The 19313-nt window shown below is 44.3% G+C and carries 18 protein-coding genes and 4 pseudogenes; 4 read left to right on the top strand and 18 right to left on the bottom strand.

Annotated elements, in window-relative coordinates; translation table 11 throughout:
• Positions 1 to 2: 2 nt before the first annotated feature.
• Both NDI44_RS28035 and NDI44_RS28030 read right to left on the bottom strand, forming a co-directional pair.
• The gene (locus NDI44_RS28035; protein ID WP_190416297.1) at positions 3 to 500 is read right to left on the bottom strand and encodes a hypothetical protein; all 498 of its coding nucleotides are present in this window, start codon (positions 498 to 500) and stop codon (positions 3 to 5) included.
• Positions 501 to 736: 236 nt separating this feature from the next.
• Complete coding sequence (locus NDI44_RS28030; protein ID WP_190416296.1) at positions 737 to 1369, bottom strand: recombinase family protein; 633 nt, start codon at positions 1367 to 1369, stop codon at positions 737 to 739.
• A 255-nt stretch (positions 1370 to 1624) separates the two neighbouring features.
• Between NDI44_RS28030 and NDI44_RS28025 the strand changes: the two genes are divergently transcribed.
• On the top strand, positions 1625 to 1915 hold the full coding sequence (locus NDI44_RS28025; RefSeq protein WP_190416295.1) for a toxin-antitoxin system HicB family antitoxin: 291 nt from the start codon (positions 1625 to 1627) through the stop codon (positions 1913 to 1915).
• Positions 1916 to 2520: 605 nt separating this feature from the next.
• On the opposite strand, the pseudogene NDI44_RS28020 reads toward NDI44_RS28025, so the two are convergent.
• The 3 genes and pseudogenes from NDI44_RS28020 to NDI44_RS28010 all read right to left on the bottom strand — a co-directional run.
• Positions 2521 to 2696: pseudogene (locus NDI44_RS28020) on the bottom strand (IS982 family transposase); the annotation flags it as partial.
• A 197-nt stretch (positions 2697 to 2893) separates the two neighbouring features.
• Positions 2894 to 3655, bottom strand: coding sequence for a PEP-CTERM sorting domain-containing protein (locus tag NDI44_RS28015; protein ID WP_199299622.1), 762 nt, complete (start codon positions 3653 to 3655; stop codon positions 2894 to 2896).
• An 827-nt stretch (positions 3656 to 4482) separates the two neighbouring features.
• Complete coding sequence (locus tag NDI44_RS28010; RefSeq protein WP_190416293.1) at positions 4483 to 5796, bottom strand: MFS transporter; 1314 nt, start codon at positions 5794 to 5796, stop codon at positions 4483 to 4485.
• A gap of 3 nt (positions 5797 to 5799) precedes the next feature.
• Between NDI44_RS28010 and NDI44_RS28005 the strand changes: the two genes are divergently transcribed.
• Positions 5800 to 6330 (top strand): GNAT family N-acetyltransferase, encoded by a 531-nt coding sequence (locus tag NDI44_RS28005; protein ID WP_190416292.1) that lies wholly within the window; start codon positions 5800 to 5802, stop codon positions 6328 to 6330.
• A gap of 88 nt (positions 6331 to 6418) precedes the next feature.
• Here the strand turns inward: NDI44_RS28005 and NDI44_RS28000 are convergent.
• From NDI44_RS28000 to NDI44_RS27965, 8 genes and pseudogenes are all read right to left on the bottom strand, one after another.
• Positions 6419 to 7161, bottom strand: a pseudogene (locus tag NDI44_RS28000) (DevA family ABC transporter ATP-binding protein).
• Between the two features lie 34 nt (positions 7162 to 7195).
• On the bottom strand, positions 7196 to 7885 hold the full coding sequence (locus NDI44_RS27995) for a GAP family protein (protein WP_190416291.1): 690 nt from the start codon (positions 7883 to 7885) through the stop codon (positions 7196 to 7198).
• A 46-nt stretch (positions 7886 to 7931) separates the two neighbouring features.
• Positions 7932 to 9098 (bottom strand): ABC transporter permease DevC, encoded by a 1167-nt coding sequence (devC, locus tag NDI44_RS27990; protein ID WP_190416290.1) that lies wholly within the window; start codon positions 9096 to 9098, stop codon positions 7932 to 7934.
• 85 nt (positions 9099 to 9183) lie between these two features.
• Positions 9184 to 9522 carry a DUF2834 domain-containing protein gene (locus NDI44_RS27985; RefSeq protein WP_190416289.1) on the bottom strand — a complete coding sequence of 113 codons (339 nt, stop codon included), beginning with the start codon at positions 9520 to 9522 and terminating at the stop codon, positions 9184 to 9186.
• 75 nt (positions 9523 to 9597) lie between these two features.
• Positions 9598 to 10793: pseudogene (locus NDI44_RS27980) on the bottom strand (ABC exporter membrane fusion protein).
• Complete coding sequence (locus NDI44_RS27975) at positions 10790 to 11353, bottom strand: TetR/AcrR family transcriptional regulator (protein WP_190416288.1); 564 nt, start codon at positions 11351 to 11353, stop codon at positions 10790 to 10792. Before NDI44_RS27975 ends, NDI44_RS27980 begins: the two are co-directional and overlap by 4 nt.
• Positions 11354 to 11702: 349 nt before the next feature.
• Positions 11703 to 11963, bottom strand: a pseudogene (locus NDI44_RS27970) (site-specific integrase); the annotation flags it as partial.
• Between the two features lie 322 nt (positions 11964 to 12285).
• Entirely contained in the window at positions 12286 to 13884 is a 1599-nt protein-coding gene (locus tag NDI44_RS27965; RefSeq protein WP_190416287.1) for a hypothetical protein, read from the bottom strand.
• A 193-nt stretch (positions 13885 to 14077) separates the two neighbouring features.
• Between NDI44_RS27965 and NDI44_RS27960 the strand changes: the two genes are divergently transcribed.
• The gene (locus NDI44_RS27960) at positions 14078 to 14218 is read left to right on the top strand and encodes a hypothetical protein (RefSeq protein WP_348235338.1); all 141 of its coding nucleotides are present in this window, start codon (positions 14078 to 14080) and stop codon (positions 14216 to 14218) included.
• A gap of 95 nt (positions 14219 to 14313) precedes the next feature.
• On the opposite strand, the gene NDI44_RS27955 is transcribed toward NDI44_RS27960, so the two are convergent.
• Positions 14314 to 15225, bottom strand: coding sequence for a tyrosine-type recombinase/integrase (locus tag NDI44_RS27955; RefSeq protein ID WP_190416285.1), 912 nt, complete (start codon positions 15223 to 15225; stop codon positions 14314 to 14316).
• A gap of 406 nt (positions 15226 to 15631) precedes the next feature.
• On the opposite strand from NDI44_RS27955, the gene NDI44_RS27950 reads away from it, so the two are divergent.
• Positions 15632 to 16471 (top strand): hypothetical protein, encoded by an 840-nt coding sequence (locus NDI44_RS27950; RefSeq protein WP_190416284.1) that lies wholly within the window; start codon positions 15632 to 15634, stop codon positions 16469 to 16471.
• A 74-nt stretch (positions 16472 to 16545) separates the two neighbouring features.
• Here NDI44_RS27950 and NDI44_RS27945 read toward each other — a convergent pair whose 3' ends face one another.
• From NDI44_RS27945 to NDI44_RS27930, 4 genes are all read right to left on the bottom strand, one after another.
• Positions 16546 to 16866: a hypothetical protein gene (locus NDI44_RS27945; protein ID WP_190416283.1), complete on the bottom strand. Its 321-nt coding sequence runs from the start codon at positions 16864 to 16866 to the stop codon at positions 16546 to 16548.
• A gap of 230 nt (positions 16867 to 17096) precedes the next feature.
• Positions 17097 to 17243, bottom strand: a complete 147-nt coding sequence (locus tag NDI44_RS27940; protein WP_190416282.1) for a hypothetical protein — start codon at positions 17241 to 17243, stop codon at positions 17097 to 17099.
• A gap of 204 nt (positions 17244 to 17447) precedes the next feature.
• Positions 17448 to 18749: a hypothetical protein gene (locus tag NDI44_RS27935; protein WP_190416281.1), complete on the bottom strand. Its 1302-nt coding sequence runs from the start codon at positions 18747 to 18749 to the stop codon at positions 17448 to 17450.
• Positions 18750 to 18866: 117 nt separating this feature from the next.
• Positions 18867 to 19133 carry a hypothetical protein gene (locus NDI44_RS27930; RefSeq protein WP_190416280.1) on the bottom strand — a complete coding sequence of 89 codons (267 nt, stop codon included), beginning with the start codon at positions 19131 to 19133 and terminating at the stop codon, positions 18867 to 18869.
• Positions 19134 to 19313 lie beyond the last annotated feature (180 nt).

Here is a 19313-nt window from a genome sequence, read left to right as displayed (position 1 = left end):
AATTATGTAAATACTGAGGTTGTAGGTTTATGGTTAGTAGTAGACCAATAAGTGCGAACTTCATCATGCAACTTCTGGAGGTTCGGGCTTGTCTGGAGGTTCGGGTTTGTAAGTTCATACGCCAAGGGAATTTTGGTAATTGCTTTAACAGCAACACCAGTATGGACGGATATGGCGAATACCCGGCTTGACGGTTCGTGAACTCCAAGAATATACGTTGGTCCAGGAATCTCTAAAAGCCGTTCAATGTCCTTTCGCTTACTCGAAATCTCTAAATGTAAAGTATGTAGTGCAGAAGTAGTTGTTTTCACTTGAGCAAAAAAATATAGTCGTTTCCCCGGAACATCATTCAATTCAACAAAGAACTCAATAGCTGGCCATTTATCACCTAAAAAGGCAGGATTGAAGAGTGACTTGGAAAATGCTTGGTAATCCGTCAAACATAGTTCAACAATATTTTCTCCGCGAGATCCAGTAACATCTTTTAATTGGCTAACCATTAACTTTTAAGAAGATTAAAAGTTTACTTAACTACATTTCTAACGATGAGCTGAGAAATAATCAAGTTAATACAAGCTCATGGTCGTTATTACTAATTGTTTATCCTTGTGCTGGTTAAACTTAATCAGTGTATTGCAAAACAGTGATATGTGTTCGGCTTTGTCCTTCAACCCGACAGATGAGAGCAAGTGATCGTATCAAATTTAAGAATACATTGTGATCGCGTTATTAAAGTTTATTTTTGGTTGAGCATTGCTTCTTGCGAATCTCGCACAATTCTCATCACGGTGTTTTTTGAAAGCCCCAGCTCCTCGGCTACTTTCCGGTAGGACAGTCCTTGCTGTATTAGCTCTAGCGCCTTTGATTCTTTTTCTCGGACTTGAGCCGGAATGTACCCCGGTTGTCTGCCAAATCTTGTACCTCTCGATTTAGCTGCCGCCATTCCGGAGCAAACCTGGTCTCGGATTAGGTCGCGTTCAAACTCTGCTAATCCTGCCAGTAGGGTGGCAATTAATTTTCCTTGGGGGGTGGTTAAATCAAATTCCAATCCAGATTGAGCCAGTAGTGAAACTTTCCGAGTTCGTAATTCATCGAGGGTGCTGAGAATGTCAGGGGTTGAGCGACCCCATCGGCTTAATTCAGAGACGATGATGGCATCAATTTTTCGTGCCTGAGCGAGCGCCATCACTTTTTTTCGTTCGGGTCGGTCGTCTTTTGCCCCTGATGCGGTTTCCTTGTAAACTGCTACGACTTCAAAACCGGATAGTTGTGCATAACTATCCAAGTCTCTTTCTTGGCGATCGCAACTTTGCTCTTCTGTGGAAACGCGACAATAAATTGCAACCCGATACGGCTTTAGCTGTCCCATTTAAACCCCTAAAAAATCAGCGACTAGGATGGTCTTTCCAGCGTCGGAAAAGTGTCCCATTAATCGTCCCATTTAGGGAAGTCTTTTGCTGGGACAAACTACTCAGCTAAGAGGGTGTTTTGGCTTAATTTGATTTTGAGTATTTAGACAATCAACTAGACATTTAACTAGACAAAGCGCTAGACGCTAACTAGACATTTGCTAGACTTTGTGCTAGCCATTGTCTAGTTAAATGTCTAGTACAAGAAAAATAGTATGAGCAATGGTAAAGAGAGGATTCAGCTAAACCTGCGTCTGGATGGGCATAAAGATTTATATGAAGCTGTCAAAGTGGCGGCATTGGAGCAGGATACCAGCGTCAATCAATTTGTAATTAATGCCCTCAAAGCAGCGCTGGGATGGGGCGATGAAGCTGCTGTATCTCCTCAAATAGCGACAGCAATAGAGTCGCGTCTAGCAGTACTAGAATCACGTCTAGTGCTAGTGTCTAGCATAGAAAATCGTTTAGACGAGGTAGAGCAACAGTTGGGGGAGTCAATCGCCTGAGAGAGGAGAACAAATCTCTCAGGCAAAGTGCAGGAACAAAGGCAGTCATGGAGAGCAAGGAACTGAGAACCAAGCTTGCGGAGGTAAGGAAGAAGCTGGCTGAGACTAAGGCCGATAGAGATGATATCTTCCACCAGTTAGACATGACTCAACAGGTAGTTAAGTTGCAAGATGACGAACTTAACGAGATGCGCGCAGCCAATCGAAAATTACCAGCGGAAGCAAAGTCATCTCCACAACCCAACCTAATTAAACCTCCATGCCCAGCTTGTGGAGGAGTAAAGGTTCATAGCAAAGGGTTGAAGTATAAAAAGCGAAGATGGAATTGCTTAAGCTGCAATCATTATTGGAGTACGCCGACCGAACCTGCCAGTTAGCCAGAATAAAAAGACGACTTCTGAAACATGAAACTTAGGCATCTTGAGCGAATAAAAATGATGCTTTAATTTGTCTTATAAACGGCTGGCCAGACCCGGAAACTCTGTTCGCCAGTACACGCAAAATAGCCAAGATACAGCAGTTTGCAAGTAAGTAAAGTACAGGTGTAGATGTAAAGCGCTTCTCCCCCTGGGGATAGCTTGTACTCTATCTACCTGCAAACTGCTGTAGTAGTGCTTGAAGTTGCGATAATGATTTTGGTGAAAAGCAACTAGAATCGTCATCACTGCACTCAGGCATAAACTTCGTTCTCGCTTCCGAGTCTTGAGGTCATGCAAAGCGTAACCTTTTGCTGCCACTGCGGTTCAAATTTTTGACAAAAGTCATCTATTTGGCAAGACAAAGCATCTAAACTGGGCTGTTAACGGGGGTTGCTGAATATCTCTGTATATTTTTCAGCTTACTTGCCCCCCCTTTCTTGACGCTTCTCCATCAATTTCTATCCACAATCACCAACTACGCTCTCGGCTTGCAACTTTCCTTCTCAGCCTACTTCAGGTTTTCTGAGTCTACCAATGCTTATCCCAAACTGAGGTTAGCCTAGACCTTCTGTTGCTGCTTGTGCTTTACAGCTGATCCAGCCCCAAAAGCCGCTACGCTCAGCAAACCCAATACAGAAGCAGGTTCAGGAACTGAGGTAGTTTTCGGAGCGGTCTCAATAATCAGCCGTTGCTCACCCGCATCTTGACTGTCACCAAATAGAAACTCATGGAATTCAGAATTGTTAAGACTTAACAATGCACCGCCAATTGAGAAAAAGCTGCCTTTACTAGCACTGATATCTGCAATTGCAGCTGAGTTAAGAGTGAAACTGAGAATTTCATTAAAGTCTCCATCGGTAGTCACTTCAAATGCGCCGTAGCTTTTACCTGTTCCCAGATCATCAAAAATTTCTGCATTCATACCAGTGTTGTTGTTCAAGGTGGCAGCATCGGTTGAAACATCGAATAAACCAAAGGTTTCTGTGGCATCTCCTGCACTCGAATTGCGCTTGAGTTCCAACCTAGCCGAAATGACAGTTTCTGTCGCTAAAAGTGACGACAGATCAAATGTGAAAAAGTTTCTAACCTCACCATATTGAGGGTTTTTACCAACATAGTAATTATCGTTAGTAGTATTGGTATTACCAATGACAGGGATCTTGTTCCACCACCCTTGATTATCAACTCCTGGGGTAAACGGACTGTCTGATGTGTTAAAGGTGAAAGTTTTAGCTTGTACTGTACCTCCAAGACTCAGAACTAGCAAAGCTGCACCAGATGTAGCGATAAATAGCTTTTTCAGGATGATTGAAATTGCCATATAATGCATAACTCCACAATTACAAAGGTTAGAAAAAAAAGAGGGAATTAACGTGATTCGTTGAACTATACTTCCTGTTGCTGCTTGCGCTTCGCGACTAAAACCATACCAAAAGCACCCAATGCGACTAGACCAATTTATTTCGTGTTGCTTTCAGGTATTCCAGTGAGGCTTGTCTGTATATATCTACGCTTCCCATCCGGAATTTTTCGTAGTTTAACAGGAACTTTATTTTCCTATGAATTATTTTTAGAAGCTTATTATTACTTCAATTGCTTGATTTATGGCTATTGGAATCAATTAGAGCTTTAAAAAAAATATAAAGTTTGTATGAAGCTGTGATCTCGGTACTTTCGCTGAGATTGGCAGATATGCTATTATCACCTAAACTTCAAATTTTTTACGGATTAGATAAGGTGATTTGTAAATTTTCTAAATCTGTAGAACTAAAGGCTATTTGTCAGTGAGCGATACTCCTTTCTAGACAAAGCTGCTAAACGAATTTTCGTAATTGCAAATCCCCCGACTAGGTGAATTACTCAGTTAAACGACTGAAATCTTTCACAATCTATTCAGTGGTTTACGAGACACAGATAAAAAGATGGGTTATGAGATACGGCAATACTAGGTTTGAGGTGCGTTGTATCAACCTCAGAAACTTGTCTCATAAACGGTGAATTGCAGCACTAAAGTGGGGATTGCTACTGCTGCAATTTGGTTGCCCAATTGAAAAAGAAATTCGGCGCAGATTAGACAAATTATGGGGAGCGATCAAAACTTTGTGTTCATCAATTGAACAATGATTCTGTTCGTAATTCCATATCCTTCTAGTGCTTCTGATAATTCGCTGATAATTTTCTATACGAACGTGACCGCATCGCTATTAATGTGACGATTAGTCCGATCGCTCCAGTCACTGTAAATAAAAGCGCAATGCCTCGATCGGTTCCGGTGCCAAACCAATTACCCAGCAGCTCCACACCTGCGCCCGTGGTCATAAAGGGGATGAAGATGAATTGGGCGAGCGGACCGACCATAAATGCAGTTAGGGGCGATGCTGCTTGTTCAACACTTTGAGCGAACCCGAATACGCGCCCCTGACGTTCAGGAGGTATTACGGCTTGGATGATGGTTTGTTCTGAAGCTTCCACCACCGGAATCAGGCATAAGTAAACAAATAAACAACTCGTCAGCAGGACGATAGATGCCTGAATCGTAAAGAAAATAGCAATCGTCCACATGACAATATTGGACAGAAAGAGCGTTCGGAGTGGATTTTTTCCTAAGCCTTTCTTGGCGACAACTAACCCGCCAACGATGAATCCTAAGCTCAAGAACCCCCACAAAACGCCCCAGACTTGTACCGAAACGAGAGACAAGCCATAGGCATCCATTAGGGACATGAAGACTCCGCCTAAGAAGTTGTTGAAGCTATTGAAAAAAATCAGTGCGAAAAGTCCGGGGACAAGATGTATGGCTTGAATCGTTCCGGGAATATCAATACGGTTCGTTTGACCATCAACATGAATGATTCCCGGTTCAGGAATGGATACTGTCCATAAATGGATAATCACGAGAATGGTCAGTCCAATCGCAAAAATCAGCATCCAAAATACGCCGAGAAAACCGATTGCCAGACCGCTAAATATAGAAGCAACGAGGAATGATACGCCATTTGCAGTACCAACCAGACCGTTTGCCCGATCTCGTTTTGCATCCGGGATTAAGATCGTCACGAGTGTTGAAAGCGCGATCGCGCGTAAATTTCCAGCAATCGCACCAACTAGTGCGAGGATAATGAATACCCAAAGAATGACGCTTGAAGGATCGGTAAAGACCGATGGCTCTGTAGAAATAAAAATGATGTAGGCGAGTAGGTATAAAAACAGAGAACAGATGCTTGAAAGCATCATTGCTATTTTCTTTTTATATCGATCAACCAGAGAGCCGAGGAAAAATCCAGAGATGGCGACTGTCACGAGATACACACCTGCCATGACCGATGTAGCCAGTACAGATTTGGTTTGAAGATACACCCAAAACGTGACTGCAAACCAGACAAACGTATTGGTCAGCGAAGCCACAAGTGAGTTTACTAAAACCGCATTAAAAGTTTTGTCATCAGGTATGGATCTCGACATTCTATGAAAACTCCTTTCCCAGGCTACAAGATTCGAGCCGCTCGAATTGAGGATTTAGCAACGCTGGCCCAGATCGAACGAGCCGCAGCAACCTTGTTTGTTGACACGCCTTACGCCTTTGTGATTGATGCTGAACCCCTCTCGTTAGACTTCGTAACCCAACAGTTTCGAGCCGGACGGGTATGGGTTGCTGTAGACGATCTTGATACGTCTGTAGGGTATGCGATCGCGCAGGATGTTGATGGAAACGCTTATCTACAACAAATTGACGTACATCCATCTTATGGACGTAGAGGCATTGGACGTGAACTTGTCGAGGCAGTTTGTGTGTGGGCAAAACGCCAGGACTATCGCCGGATTTTGTTATCGACCTTTCGTGACATTGAGTGGAACGCACCGTTCTATGCAAAACTTGGGTTTCAGATTTTGGCTGAGGTTGAACTCACCGTTGGTTTTCAGCAGCTCAGGCGTAAAGAAGCTGAGGCTGGATTGCCCATTGATCAACGTGTAATCATGTACCGTGACTTACAGTAGCCCAACAATACGATCTAAGTAGGCGGGATTAATTATTTGTACGATGGGTTAGCGATAGTGAATAGCGATCGATAAGCGAAAGCGATCGCTATTCCACGAGTGCAACAGCATCAGGGTTGGTGGCCAAGCGACCATCTTCCATATAAACAATGCGATCGGCAATATCCAAAATCCGATTATCATGCGTCACTAGCAAAATAGTGCAGCCTTGTTCCTTTGCCAATTTCTGCATCATTTCTACCACATCTCGTCCTGATTTTTTATCCAGTGCAGCGATAGGTTCGTCTGCTAGAACAATTTTCGGATGACTTACCAAAGCACGCGCGATCGCTACTCGTTGCTTTTGTCCTCAGATAGATTATCGGTGTAGTAATCAACACGATTTCCTAAACCGACTGTCTTGAGAATATCGGTTGCTATCTCATCCATATTTTGGTCTAGATAGCGATCGTGTAGCTCTAGAGACATTCGCACATTCTGCTTAGCTGTAAGGAAAGTTAACAGGTTGTGTGCTTGGAAAATATAGCCAATTTGCTGTCGCACTAACCTCATCTCGTTTTTACTCGCTCCATTCATTTCTTGCCCCAGAATTTTCAAGCTACCTTCCTGTGCTGAACGTAGGCCTCCCATTAGCGTTAGCAGCGTCGTTTTACCAGACCCTGATGGTCCAGTCATAATCACAATCTCTCCCGAATGGATGTCGAGATTGATATCAAATAGCGCTTGTTTTCGCAGTTCTCCTTCACCAAAATAGTGATTGAGCTGGTGAATAGAAATAACAGGTTCACTGCTGGAAAACTGAGTAGAATCTGAGGACTTTAGAGTTTGCATAGCGGCTTAGTTAGGGATAGGGTAATTGTTAAAGTTATGAAGGCAAAAAAGGATGACCAAACAAGTAGGCAACGCAATCAACGATGAGGACTGCACCAAGGCAAATCAAAATGACGCGCAGAATTTTAGGGGCAAACTTGTTAATTGAGCGGTTGATGGCATTCAACCGAGCAGCAGCCGACTCTTGAAATACAATGTAAATCCCCAGCAAAATAATTAGGGGCAGAACGAACACGACGTTGTAGATACCCAAAACACTCATAATGGGAAGTAGATCGAGTCTTGCTTGAATCACTCGTTCGAGTGCTGCTAGATAGGGAAGCGCTGTTGGAAATTCCCAAAAGGTTACGCCAAGTCCAAGTAAAAAGGCATAAGTCGGTTTAATATTTTTCGGATGTTTTACAGCTTTCTGCTCGTTAGCCGTGTTTAGTGTCCAGCCAACGGCAAGCATCACAGCGCCAATGATGAATTGGAGGACATAGATAATTGGGTTTGACAAAAATGAACCTGCACTGCTCATCAAGGTTGTAATTACCTTGCCAAAACCAAGAACGATGAGCAACCCAGCCGCCCAATAGGCCAAAAAGACACCAAGGATAAATAACACGGAACGAGCAATCGGTTTTGGAGTGCTGAGCAGGTAAACCTGAATTGCCGTTGCAGTTGGATTGAGGCTGTCAAGGGCTGCGATCGCAACCAGAGGAGCTATAAGCGTGTTCACCATTACATCAGGGTTTTATATGAGGGTTAAGGTTATTAATTGTGTGAAGTTAGAAAATATCAGCTGGGTCAGCAGCCTGTAATTTCCTCATTGCGATCGCTCCCGATGCAATGCACATTACAAGCGTCAAAGACAACACGAGTACCAGACGATCCAGCGACATCTTGACGGGAAGTAGCGTCGCTTGTGCTATTAGTCCGTAAAGCCCAAGTGAAATCACGAATCCCGGCATAAAACCCAGGATTGCCAGAATCAAAGCCTCTTGAAGCAAAATACCAACTAAGAAGCGATCACCGTAACCCATTGCTTTGAGCGTGGCGTATTCGGGTAGGTGATCGGAAACATCAGAGTAAAGAATCTGATAAACAATTACCGTTCCCACCAAAAATCCCACGATAGTTCCGAAGCCAAAGATAACGCCGATCGGACTAACTTGACTCCAATAGTTTCTCTCCCGTTGGACAAATTCTTCTTTGGTCAGAACCAGCACATCATTCGGCAATTTGGCTTTTATATTTGCTTGCACTTGCTCGATATCTGCACCCAGTTTCAACGTAATTAGACCGACATCGATATCATCGGCTTGGCGTTCTGGAAACAGACGCAAGAAACTAGAGTCACTCACAATCAAATTGCCATCAGCTGAGAAAGAGGCTCCCATTGTGAAGACACCAGTGACTTGAATTTGTAAGTCATTCAGTTGAGCTGGAAGCGGTTTAGATTGCTGAAGTTGACTAGCAACATTACCCAGATCGGGTCGCGCTGCCTGGTCATAAAGTACATAATTCAACATCTTGAGTTTATTCAATTCAGGTGCAGCATCTGGCACATCCATTGCTGGGTTACTGGGGTTGAAACCATAAATTTGTACCTGCCAGAAGGTTCGATTAGCAGGATTACGCCATCTTCCGATTCCTAGATAGAGAGAATTAATAGAAGCTACGCCGTCTGTGCCTGCTGCTTGAAATAACCTGGAACGCGAGAAGGGTTTGATAGTCTGCACGTTATCGGACACAGAATTTAGCAAGAACAGGTCGCCACGTAGCCTGTAGTGCATCCCCGTAGCAGAAACATAGGCAGACTCCATCAGTCCAAGCTGGAAAAACATCAGGATATCGGCGAAGCCAATTCCAGCTAAGGCAACAAAGAAGCGGGTTTTTTCTCGCTTCACCTGTAACCAGGCTAGAGGTGTTTTGCGAAGTAGTTTACGCAACATAAGTTGAGTATTTGAACTAAGAGAGTATAAAGTTGGAGAGCAGAAAATGACTGGGAGCTTGGTTAAAGCAAGAGCATCTTTAAGACTAAACTATTTGATCTAATGGAGTGGTTTCTTCAAGCTTGCGTTGCCGCACGAGGAGAAACAGCGGTAGTGCTAACGAAACCCCAACTATTAAACTACTGGCGATATAAATCCACAAGTTTTTCATTTTGAGTCGTGAACCTTCAACCCACACAAATGTCCACAGAGCAAGAGATGAAACCAGGACATCCATACCAAAGAACGCAGAAATTCGATTGATAAAAAGCTGCTCAAAGAAACGTTCTAAATCAAGTCCATTTTCAAGTAGAAATGGGATGAATTGGGAGTAGGGTAAAGCAATTCCCAGAATGCAAAGAATTAGATATGTGCCTTGAAGCATAGTATTCATTTCCTGGTGTAGGTTTCTGTGATGACACGCAAGCACAAAGTTTAGATATCGGGCGACCGTTATTTTTTACTTCAAACTCACTTGCGGTTGAATGGCGACCTGTACCTGCAAGTTGGTTAGGCTTGCCACTTGTTGACTATCCTTTGAATTGAGGCGAATTCTGACCTCAACGACACGGCGATCGAGGTTCTGTCCGGGCTGATTGCTGAAGACTTTTTGCTGGCTGACTTGCAACCCAACTTGGCGAACTGTTCCCCGCAGTTCTCCAGAAATCCCCTCACCAGTAACGATCGCTGATTGACCGCTGCGAATCTTGCCAATGTCACTCTGGTAGATTTCTGCAACCACTTCCATTGGGTCAGTCTTTCCCAGGTCAACAATACCTTCGTCAGCGATCGCCTCACCGGATTGGGTATAAACTTCCAGAACTTGCCCTGCGATCGGTGCGCGAATGGTTGCCTCTTTCAACTCAGCCTCAGCCCGTTTAACTGCTGCAACTGCTTGATTTACCTCCGTTTGCGCCACCTGGATATCTTCAGGGCGAACTTCGGCAATCTGGTTTAGAGTAGCCCTAGCTCGATTAGTCTGGGCACGCAACGTGTCAGTCGTGCGATTCTGACTGGCTTTAGCTTCGTTAAGTTGTGCCTGTACCGTTTCCAACGTGAGTCGCCTTTGGTCAAGGTGGACGCCGAGAGCGCCCCCTCCCGATACAAACCTAGATAGCGGTTATAGTCTGCCTGTGCGACATTAACCTCAGATTGCCGACGAGCAATAATGGCGGATTGAGTCGCCATTTCGCCCCGCAACTCTTCTTGAAGACGAGTAATTTCGGCTTGCTGAGCGGCAATCTCTCCAGATTTTGCCCCTGCTTTGACTTGAGCCAGTCTTGCTTGAGCTGTGCTAACTCGCGACTGCGCCTCAAGTAAAGCCATTTGCAAGCGATCACGACTATCGAGAATCGCAATCTCCTGACCTGCCTGGACGCGATCGCCTCGCTTAACCAGCAGTTGAGCTACCCGATCATTATTTAGCGTTGCTGGGGCAGCCACTCGCACTACTTCTGAGGCGGGTTCTAGTCGTCCCAACGCTGTGATTGGCTGAATAGTCGGTGCAGCCGGTGCCACAGGTTCGGCAGGCTTTTGTCCAAACTGAGAAATGCTGTAGTAGAGTGAGCCACTTGTGATGGCAATTCCCGAAACAATAAGTGCGCTCGTCCAGCGATTAAGAGGCTTTAGCCGTTGCAGGATGATTGAGTTTTTCATTTTTCTATATAATTAATCAACATTTTTCCAAGGAGTGTGACTTGCTCGAAAATTGGGATGTCATTCCCTTCCAAGCGCATTAACATCAAGCCCATAAGTTGACTCATCACAAAGTCTGCAAGGGCAAGGTCTGAAATTCCAAACAAGTCGGCAAAAGCCTGCCTGTCCCGTTGTCTGATTCGTTCAAAGGCTGGGTTATTGCGAACTGCCTCGATACCTTGCTGCTGACAAAAATCAACCATCATACAGATGTCTTTAATCAGACGGTCTTCGTACCTAACTGCGAAGTTGGCGAGTGCCTCAAATCGCTCCGATAGCGTTTGCCCGTCTTTTAATTCGCTGGCGAAGATTTGGAGATACTCTTGACTCATTTCTTCAACCAGTTGCTCAAACATATCCTCCTTGCGTGGGAAGTAGTAGTAGAGTGTTCCGGTTGATACGCCCAACTCTTTAGCAATCTGTCGAGTTGTGATGGAAGCGTATCCTTTCTGGGCAAACAGGTCAAAGCACTTGTGGAGCAACTCTTTGCGATATTGCTCATGGTCAACAATCTTCGGCATCTATATTTTAAATCGGGCAACCGTTATTTAATGTAACTTAACGGTAGCACAGGGTCAACTGGGCGAGTACTCAACTTGCGTCATCTTCAGTATCTGGTTTAGGGCACACGTCACGCCGCGATCAATTAACGGCATCAGTTGCCACGCTTCAATTTACTGCTGCAACTGCTATTCGGGTGATCGCCTTTTGTCGCATGAGTGCGATCACAAAGCCGCTGCTAATTTTTTGTTCAATCGACCACCGCATTAAACTGGGACAACTCTAAAACGCCACCGTTTAGGTTAGTGGATTCTAGGAGGGTGAAAGATAGGGAAACTGTTAATGAAATCGCCTAAAACTTTATTTTCGCTACCTATTTTGTGGTTTCACTAAATTATCATTCAACTCGAAATCCTTAGTGTTATCTAGGTCGTCATACAGGACTATTCCGACCTGCCCCACTATTGGGGAGAGCATTGATAGGGTGGCTGCGGCTCCCAAGATTTGTTCGTCCCTCACTTCCAGGTACGCTGCCAGTTGGGATAAGTCCCGGTGTCCTGAGTAAGCGGCGATGACGCGCAATGGAATTCCTGGATTGCTCATCTGAGTTAGAGCTGTGTGATAGAAAGAGTCGTTTTTGGCAAACAACACGATATCGGAAGGTATCAAACACTGGTGATGCTTGATAATTTAACAGATGAAGTGCAAATTACTATCTAAATCGACCGGATGCGAGTCAGCAAAGACAGGTTCCTAGAGCTTTCTTAATTCATTGCGCCGTTTTGGAGCAGGTAATCCACTTCTCAATGGTTATATCATCGGTAGCTTGCGGACACTTACCTCGCGGACATCCTATTCAATTTAGATGGAGCGTTCTCAAGGGCTTAGGACAATACCACATCACGAGCAACGCCCCGGTATTTCGACTGGGTTTCCTTGCTAGAAGACTACTCTAATAAGATGTAACCATTTCAAGGGCTTGGTTTAAAATGCGCGAGGCTAATTCAGTTTGTCCATCTGATGTTAAATCATGCGCGATCAGAGCCAATGTCGCGGCTTGATCGTATTTATTTTTCAAGGTTTGCGTGACTTGTATCGCTTGGTCGAAATTTCCCGATTCAGCCAATTGTAGAGCGAGGGTATGTAACACGCTGGCTTTGGAGGATTCATCTTTAATGTCTTGAGCCAGTTGCAAGGCTTGGTCGATTTTTCCCGATTCAATCAACTGTTGAGCGATGTAAAACAAGGTTGCCCCTTGGGAGGATTCATCTTTAATGTCTTGAGTCAGTTGCAGGGCTTGGTCGAATTTCTTCAATACAGCGAATTGTTCGGCAATGCTACGTAACGCTGAGTCTCTGGCGGATTGATCTTCAATCTGTTGAGCCAGTTGTATAGCTTGGTCGATTTTTCCCGATTCAGCCAACTTGGCAACGATGCTAACCAAGCCTAAGTTTTTGGAGGATTGATCTTGAATCTGTTGAGCCACTTGCAGGGCTTGAGCAAACTTTTTCGATGAAACTAAGCGTTCACCGATGCTACCTAACGCTGAGTCTTTTCTAGATTGAGCTTGAATCTGTTGAGTCAGTTGCAGGGCTTGGTCGATTTTTCCCGATTCAGCCAACTCGGCAACGATATCATCCAATATTGAGTCTTTTTCAGATTGAGCGGGGATGGTTTGAGCGAGTTTTAGGGCTTGGTCGATTTTTCCCGATAAAAGCAACTGTTGAGCAATGCTAGACAGCATTGAGGCTCTGGAGGATTCATCGGGTATGGTTTGGGTTATTTGTATGGCTTGGTCGATTTTTCCCGATGCAGCCAACAGAGAAACGATGTTAGATAACGCTGAATCTTTGGAAGATTTTTCTTGAATCTGTTGAGCAACTTCCAGAGCAACAGCGGGGTCGAAATTGCCCAATGAAGTCAACTTGAAAACGATGCCAGACAACGCCACGTCTTTGGTGGATTCATCTGGAATAGCTTGAGCCAATTTTAGGGCTTGGTCGATTTTTCCTGATGCGATTAAGTAGTCAGCGATGCCATACAACGTTGAGTTTTTAAAGGATTCATCTGGGATGGTTTGAGCCAATTTTAGGGCTTGGTCGATTTTTCCTGATACAGCCAAGTGTCCAGTGATCCTAGACAACGCTTCACCTGTAGAATGCTCATCTTGAATCTGTTGAGCGAGTTGTAGGGCTTGGTCAATTTTTCCCAATGCAGCCAACCGATAAACGATATCAGACAACACAATATTTTTGGCAGATTCAACTGGGATAGAGTGAGCGGCTTGCAGGGCTTGGTCAATTTTTCCCAATGAAATCAACTCGAAAACGATCGCAATCAGCGCTTTCGCTTTTTCCGATCTATCTCTTCTGGCTTGGGCTGCTGGTTCGCCTTGTCGGGATGAATCTGCCACTAGAACATCTGCTTGAACAATTTGGGTTTCATTCCTACTTGAAAGTTCAGTAGGACTTAAGGTGGCACTTACCCCATGCTGAGGCGTCAGGACTGTAAATAGTGTGAGTAGGGTGAGGAGGTAGGGTTGAGTTCGCATGGGGAGTCAATGAGATTGATGGCTAATTAAAATAAAAGATGTTGAGTCAGTCATTCGCAACTGCAATTATTAGTAGCCACAAGAAAATTCCGACAGATTACGCAACCTTCAAGGTCGGCTAGACCAAGTGATTGCATCACTAAAAGGGAACAAGCCAATGGGACGGAAAGCTAAACTCAAGAAAATTAGGCAATTGACACAACCATCACCTCAATCAGAAACGAACTCTGACCCGAATGAATTTGTGGAACGGTTAGAGAAACAAGGCTATCAACTAGAACGAGTTGAGCGTTGTCCCGAAGTACCCAATCACCGAGTAGAGCCACAGATGTAGCCTGATAGCGATTTGGGTTTTGTGGAATTGAGTCCCACCTGAGGTATTCATTGCTTGTTAGCAGTGCAAAATCAAGGCTGGGATAAAGACTTGATTTACTCCTCCTGACTAATTAGCGCTACAGCTAGGGCTAAATCTTCTGGAGAAGGTTCGCAGTATCGCTTTGTGGTTTCCAGACTTTCATGCCCAGCTAAAGCTGCAACCATTTCCAATCCAACACCGGCGTCAATTAAATTTTTACAAAAGGTATGCCGGAGAGAATGGGGCGAGAAATCTTCCAAATCTCCTTTGTATTTTTCAATCAGACTTTGGATACCGCGAGGGGTGAGTTGCCCCCGCTGCCCAATAAAGATGGGTCTTACGGCTCCACGATTTTTGTAATAACCGATTTCTATGAGTGCTGACCGAGCATCATGGTTGAGTGGAATCTCTCGACGTTTCGCCCCCTTCCCGGATTGCACAATCAAAATTGCTTTGTTGGGTGTGATTTTTATGTCAGACCAGTGAAGGTCGCAAAGCTCAGAAACTCGCAGCCCGGTATTCAATAGTAATCTGACAATAATCAAGTCCCGCTCAAGACCACCCTGCTCTACCCGGGTGAGTAATGCCTGTTGTTCGCTGCGATTGAGCCAACGGATTCCCCGACGATTTTCTTTCACGACTTTGGGGATTTTCGGAACGGATGGAATCATCCCCGCGGAGAGTGCCCAATTCAAAAACACCTTGATGGTTGTCAACTTGCGGTTGATACTCTGGGGTTTGAGGGAATGGGATAAATCGCGCTTGTACTCGCGCAAGTCAACTGCGGTCACTAACTCTGGGAAAAATTCTGATTGCTGCTGGAATTCAAACCATCGGATGAAAGCATCGAGGTCGCACAGATAGTTGCGAATGGTCAGCGGACTGCGCTCATTTTCTTCTAGAGCGCGACGGAATCCATTTTTACACCGCGTCGAATTATACGCCGAGTTCAGATTACGATATTTGCGGATGGGGGTGACTGACATGAGACATGCGGCGACTAACTGTGCGTAATAGTAAAATTATATGCACACTTGGGGTCGGCAATGATCGCGAAACCGTCGCTCAAAAACAGCAGAGGCTTTTCAATGACTGGGTGCCAATGGGGACGAACTGGAGTGCAATCTACCTCAGCCAGCTTCATCTCAAAGCTTGATTAAAAGCACGCTGAATCAAAACTCAGTAAAAATACTATGTGCGATACAGCCTCTCACCGCTTAGGGTTGATTGGGAAAGCTTGAGGGGCATAAAAGATAGTGTCAAAAAGTAAGTTCCAACAACTTAGCTTCGGAAAATCTAAGTGAAGCTTTGTAGGATTTTAACATCCAGATATTTTTCAGATGAAATACAGGGTGTCCTAAATACTTTTCTCTTTTGATTTCAGCCTAAACCATGAATGATAGTTCCGGTGGTGCATCCAATCAGCAGTCATTTTTGACTCCCCAAGTTAAAATATTTTCGCGAATCGTTGCGTTTATCGGCTTATTAATATTACTGCCTGAGTTTTTTCGCTGCCAATGGAGTGAGTGGCTAAGCCAATGGCACCTAACATCTTTGCTGCTTTTGGGAGATTTTCATTTATTTTTTGTTCTCCTTTGCCTATGGCCATCTTGGTGGTCAATGCATTCAGATAACTATTCATCTCGAAAAATTACTTTAGGCGTATTGCATTCTGTAGCTTGGGCAGCAACTTTATGCATTCTTAGCATTCCTATCTGGGTTTTTTTTGCGGCGTTCCTTCCAAAAACATTTACTTATTTAAAGACGGGAGCTGCGTTAATCGGACTCAATTTCTCTTTTTTGAAGCACATCAAAGCACGAGAAAGAAAAAAAGCTTTAATTCCTTGGGGAATGAGTTTAGTAATTTGCTCATCTGTCTTTTTTAGCGAAACTCCTTATACTACACCAATCAGCTTTCATTCAAAAATAGCCGATTTTGAAGCGGTAGTCGCTTTAGTAGATTCAGGAAAGCTGACTTCTGGTGTTGAGCTTCCTTGCAAATATAACTATCTGGCAAATGGGGGTGTCAAATCCAACAGAGGAAGAGTAACAATTACTAAAGAAAAAGAGACAACAATCATTAAGTTCTGGCAGCAGGACTATGGGATGGATAGGAGTGACACCGTTATTTACAGGTCAGACAATAAAGATATTTCTTTCTATACTTCACCATATAGCCAGGAAACTTTTAAACTAAAAAACCATTGGTTTTGGAAAATTGAAAGACGTTAAAATTGCTAAATTGGTAAAGCATACTTCTTAGAAAGAATTAACAAACACAAGAACTGATACTGAATCACGACCAACTACTGTTGTGGGAAGTCGGGAGGAAGGGTGATTGCTCCAGTCTTCACCAATTGAAGGGGTTGATTGAGCAGGTCAAGTTGCCGGAGTAGATGAGGGAGATTCTGGGGTCTTCGGGTAAAGTTAGCTCCCCAATTCTTGACCGTGTGAGAACTCAATCCAGTCGCTTTAGCTAAAGCGTTAATACAGCTCTTTCTGTAGCCTTTATTCGGGTTAAGAGCTACCCAACGAGTGCAGTAATCGATTGGTTCTAGAGGAATTCTACGGAGAGCTTCGATTCTCTGCTCAAACTCAGAACTCGGAGAACGGCTTTCAGTCTCCATTGATTTTTAATTAATTGGGTTGATAAATCTTGTCGAACAGCCAAGGTGGGTTGAACTCATATCTGCTGCTAAAATTCTGGTTGTAGAGGCCAATGGGCTTGTTTTACTTCCACAAGTAACCCAGAGTTCTCGATTGGAATACAAAGGCGAAGTCCCAATTGGAACCGAAAACGAAACTACAGGCGATCAATAAACTGGCGATTGAAAGATTTTTGATTCTTCTGCGGCTTTTAGTTCTCATCGCTGTCTCCATCTGCCCAGATGATTAGCCCTCTCTCATCCAACTCATCTAAGCTGGCGGCATTGATTTCTTCCACGAATGAATCTGGGAGCGAGCGCATAATTAGTTCAATTAATTGGGCAACAAACTTATTCATCCCTATTCTTTATTGAGGTTAGTAACCTATTGGTCACAGGTAGGTCACAGAACGGTCATGGATGGGTCAGTCAGAGGTCAGAGGTCAGGGATATTACCGGAAGTGATGACCGCTATGACTCTTATTGCATAAGGGTCTGACCGTTTCTGACCTAACTGACCGAATATTGAATTTAGCGCTTTTGACCAGGGTTCTCGCGTCTGGTCAGGAGGTCACATCCACGTTAAATTCGTCAGCGTCATTTACGTTCACCAGTGATGCTCGAACGAGTTCATTAATAAGCAAACGCACCTCATCTGTATCTTTAGTTAGGTTGCGAAGTGCCTTGCACATTGTTCGCGCAGTGCCGATTTTTACCCATCCTTTACCTGCAAACCAACTTCTCAAAACTTCCTTAGCTTGAGCATTGTCATGAATGACTTCTGCTGTCTCACCAGGTACTTCTTCTTGTGCCGGAGTACCAATGTCAAACTCAAGACTCAGAATTCGATTCAGGTATTCAGGGGTATATCCCTCTAACTTTATCCGTACCGATTGACCAGGCTTGTAGTGCATTAAATCTGGAAGTAAAGCAACCCGGCTAGGTTCTAATGTGGTGAAGATAATTGGGCGCTGATTATCCTTGGATATTGGCTTGAGTTCTTTGAATGTTGCTAGCAAAACTGACCGTTCATCCTCGTCGGCAACCATGTCTTTATTCCCAATCATGTTGGATAACACGCCGTAAGATTCGTTAATGCTGCCAAACTCATCGACTGAGTAGTTTCCCAATCCAACGAGGTTAAAGTTTTTACGACTGTTCCGGTCTGCTTTCATTCCAATGGCAGCTAAATTGAAGCTCTGTAAGTCCACAATCAAACAGACATTTAGCTCACGTCCGTTGTAAATGATGTCTGCCAGTTTGGTTAAATATTTAGAGCTTTTAACGGGTTCTTCGTTCTTTAATTCCTCTAGTGCCTGATTGATACTCAGCCAATCAGCAAGAATTAACCGCACTGGGTTGAGGTCGGTTCTGGCGCTTTCGGGCAACCTGCGGCGTTTATCGTAAATACCGTGAATGCGATCTATAGTTTGGAGCGCAGCGGTGGGGTCAAGGGCGTCAAAGAGCGTTACCCTGCTTTTTTTATCCAGTCCACCGAAAGAATCATTCTTTTGAGCGATCACCCAGATTTCTGCATTTGGATAACGCTGTTGAAATTTAGAGAGAAGGTATGCCTCGGTAACAGACTTACCTGCTCCGGTGCTACCTACAAGCAGGGTAGAGCGGCGAGAACCCACCAGTCCATCTAAGATTGCCATGCCGATTGTTTCTGAGTCTTTGTTTAGGATGGTGCCTGACAATCCTTCCTCTGTCGGGCTACCAGATGTTGGAGGAACACTTACCTGCTGCTCTGGTGTTTTGGTCGGTTCAATTATGTTGCTGGTATTGAGCGAGTCATGCCCATCCAGTAACGGTTGCTCGTATGGCTCAAATGTGGCGTAAGCAACTTCAGCGGCTTCTAACATTGCTTTCTGATTAAATGCCTCAAACTCAATCTGGGCTTGAAGTTTTGCTTTTTGTAAACTAGCCGCATCCCAGATAGTCTTGTATTTCTGCTGTTCTGATTCCTTCTCTAAAAGCGATCACGCTAATGTCATCGATACTCCAAAGCCAGCGATTGACACGAATGAACCAAGCAGTTTCGCTCCCGCAGATCCTTGGGTTCGTCGCACATTTATCGCTCCAGCAGGGAGTCCCATCCAATCAGGTCTAACATTTTCGGTACAACCACCTTCAATCGGCAGGCAGTAGTGAAGCTTGCCGTCGAAACTTCCTTGCACTCCTACAGCCGAACCAATGACACCCAATGCCATCGCAGCAAACATGATTACAGCAGATTGCAAGTTCATGAAGTACAGTAGCAGCAGTTTGTGAACCAGTTGCGTAGGTGTTTTGGATTGACTAAATCAAGTGCAGTAGCAAGCAAAGTATCAACCATTTTTGTTGTGGTTGGAGAGAACTGTCGTAAAAAAGACTTAAGGTGTGACCACCAAAGCTCAATCGGGTTGAAATCTGGAGAGTAGGGTGAT

Source organism: Trichocoleus sp. DQ-A3, from assembly GCF_039961975.1.
Classification (GTDB): Bacteria; Cyanobacteriota; Cyanobacteriia; order Cyanobacteriales; family FACHB-T130; genus FACHB-T130.
Note: the sequence above shows the minus strand (reverse complement) of the source record. Positions and strands in the feature narration are given on the sequence as shown.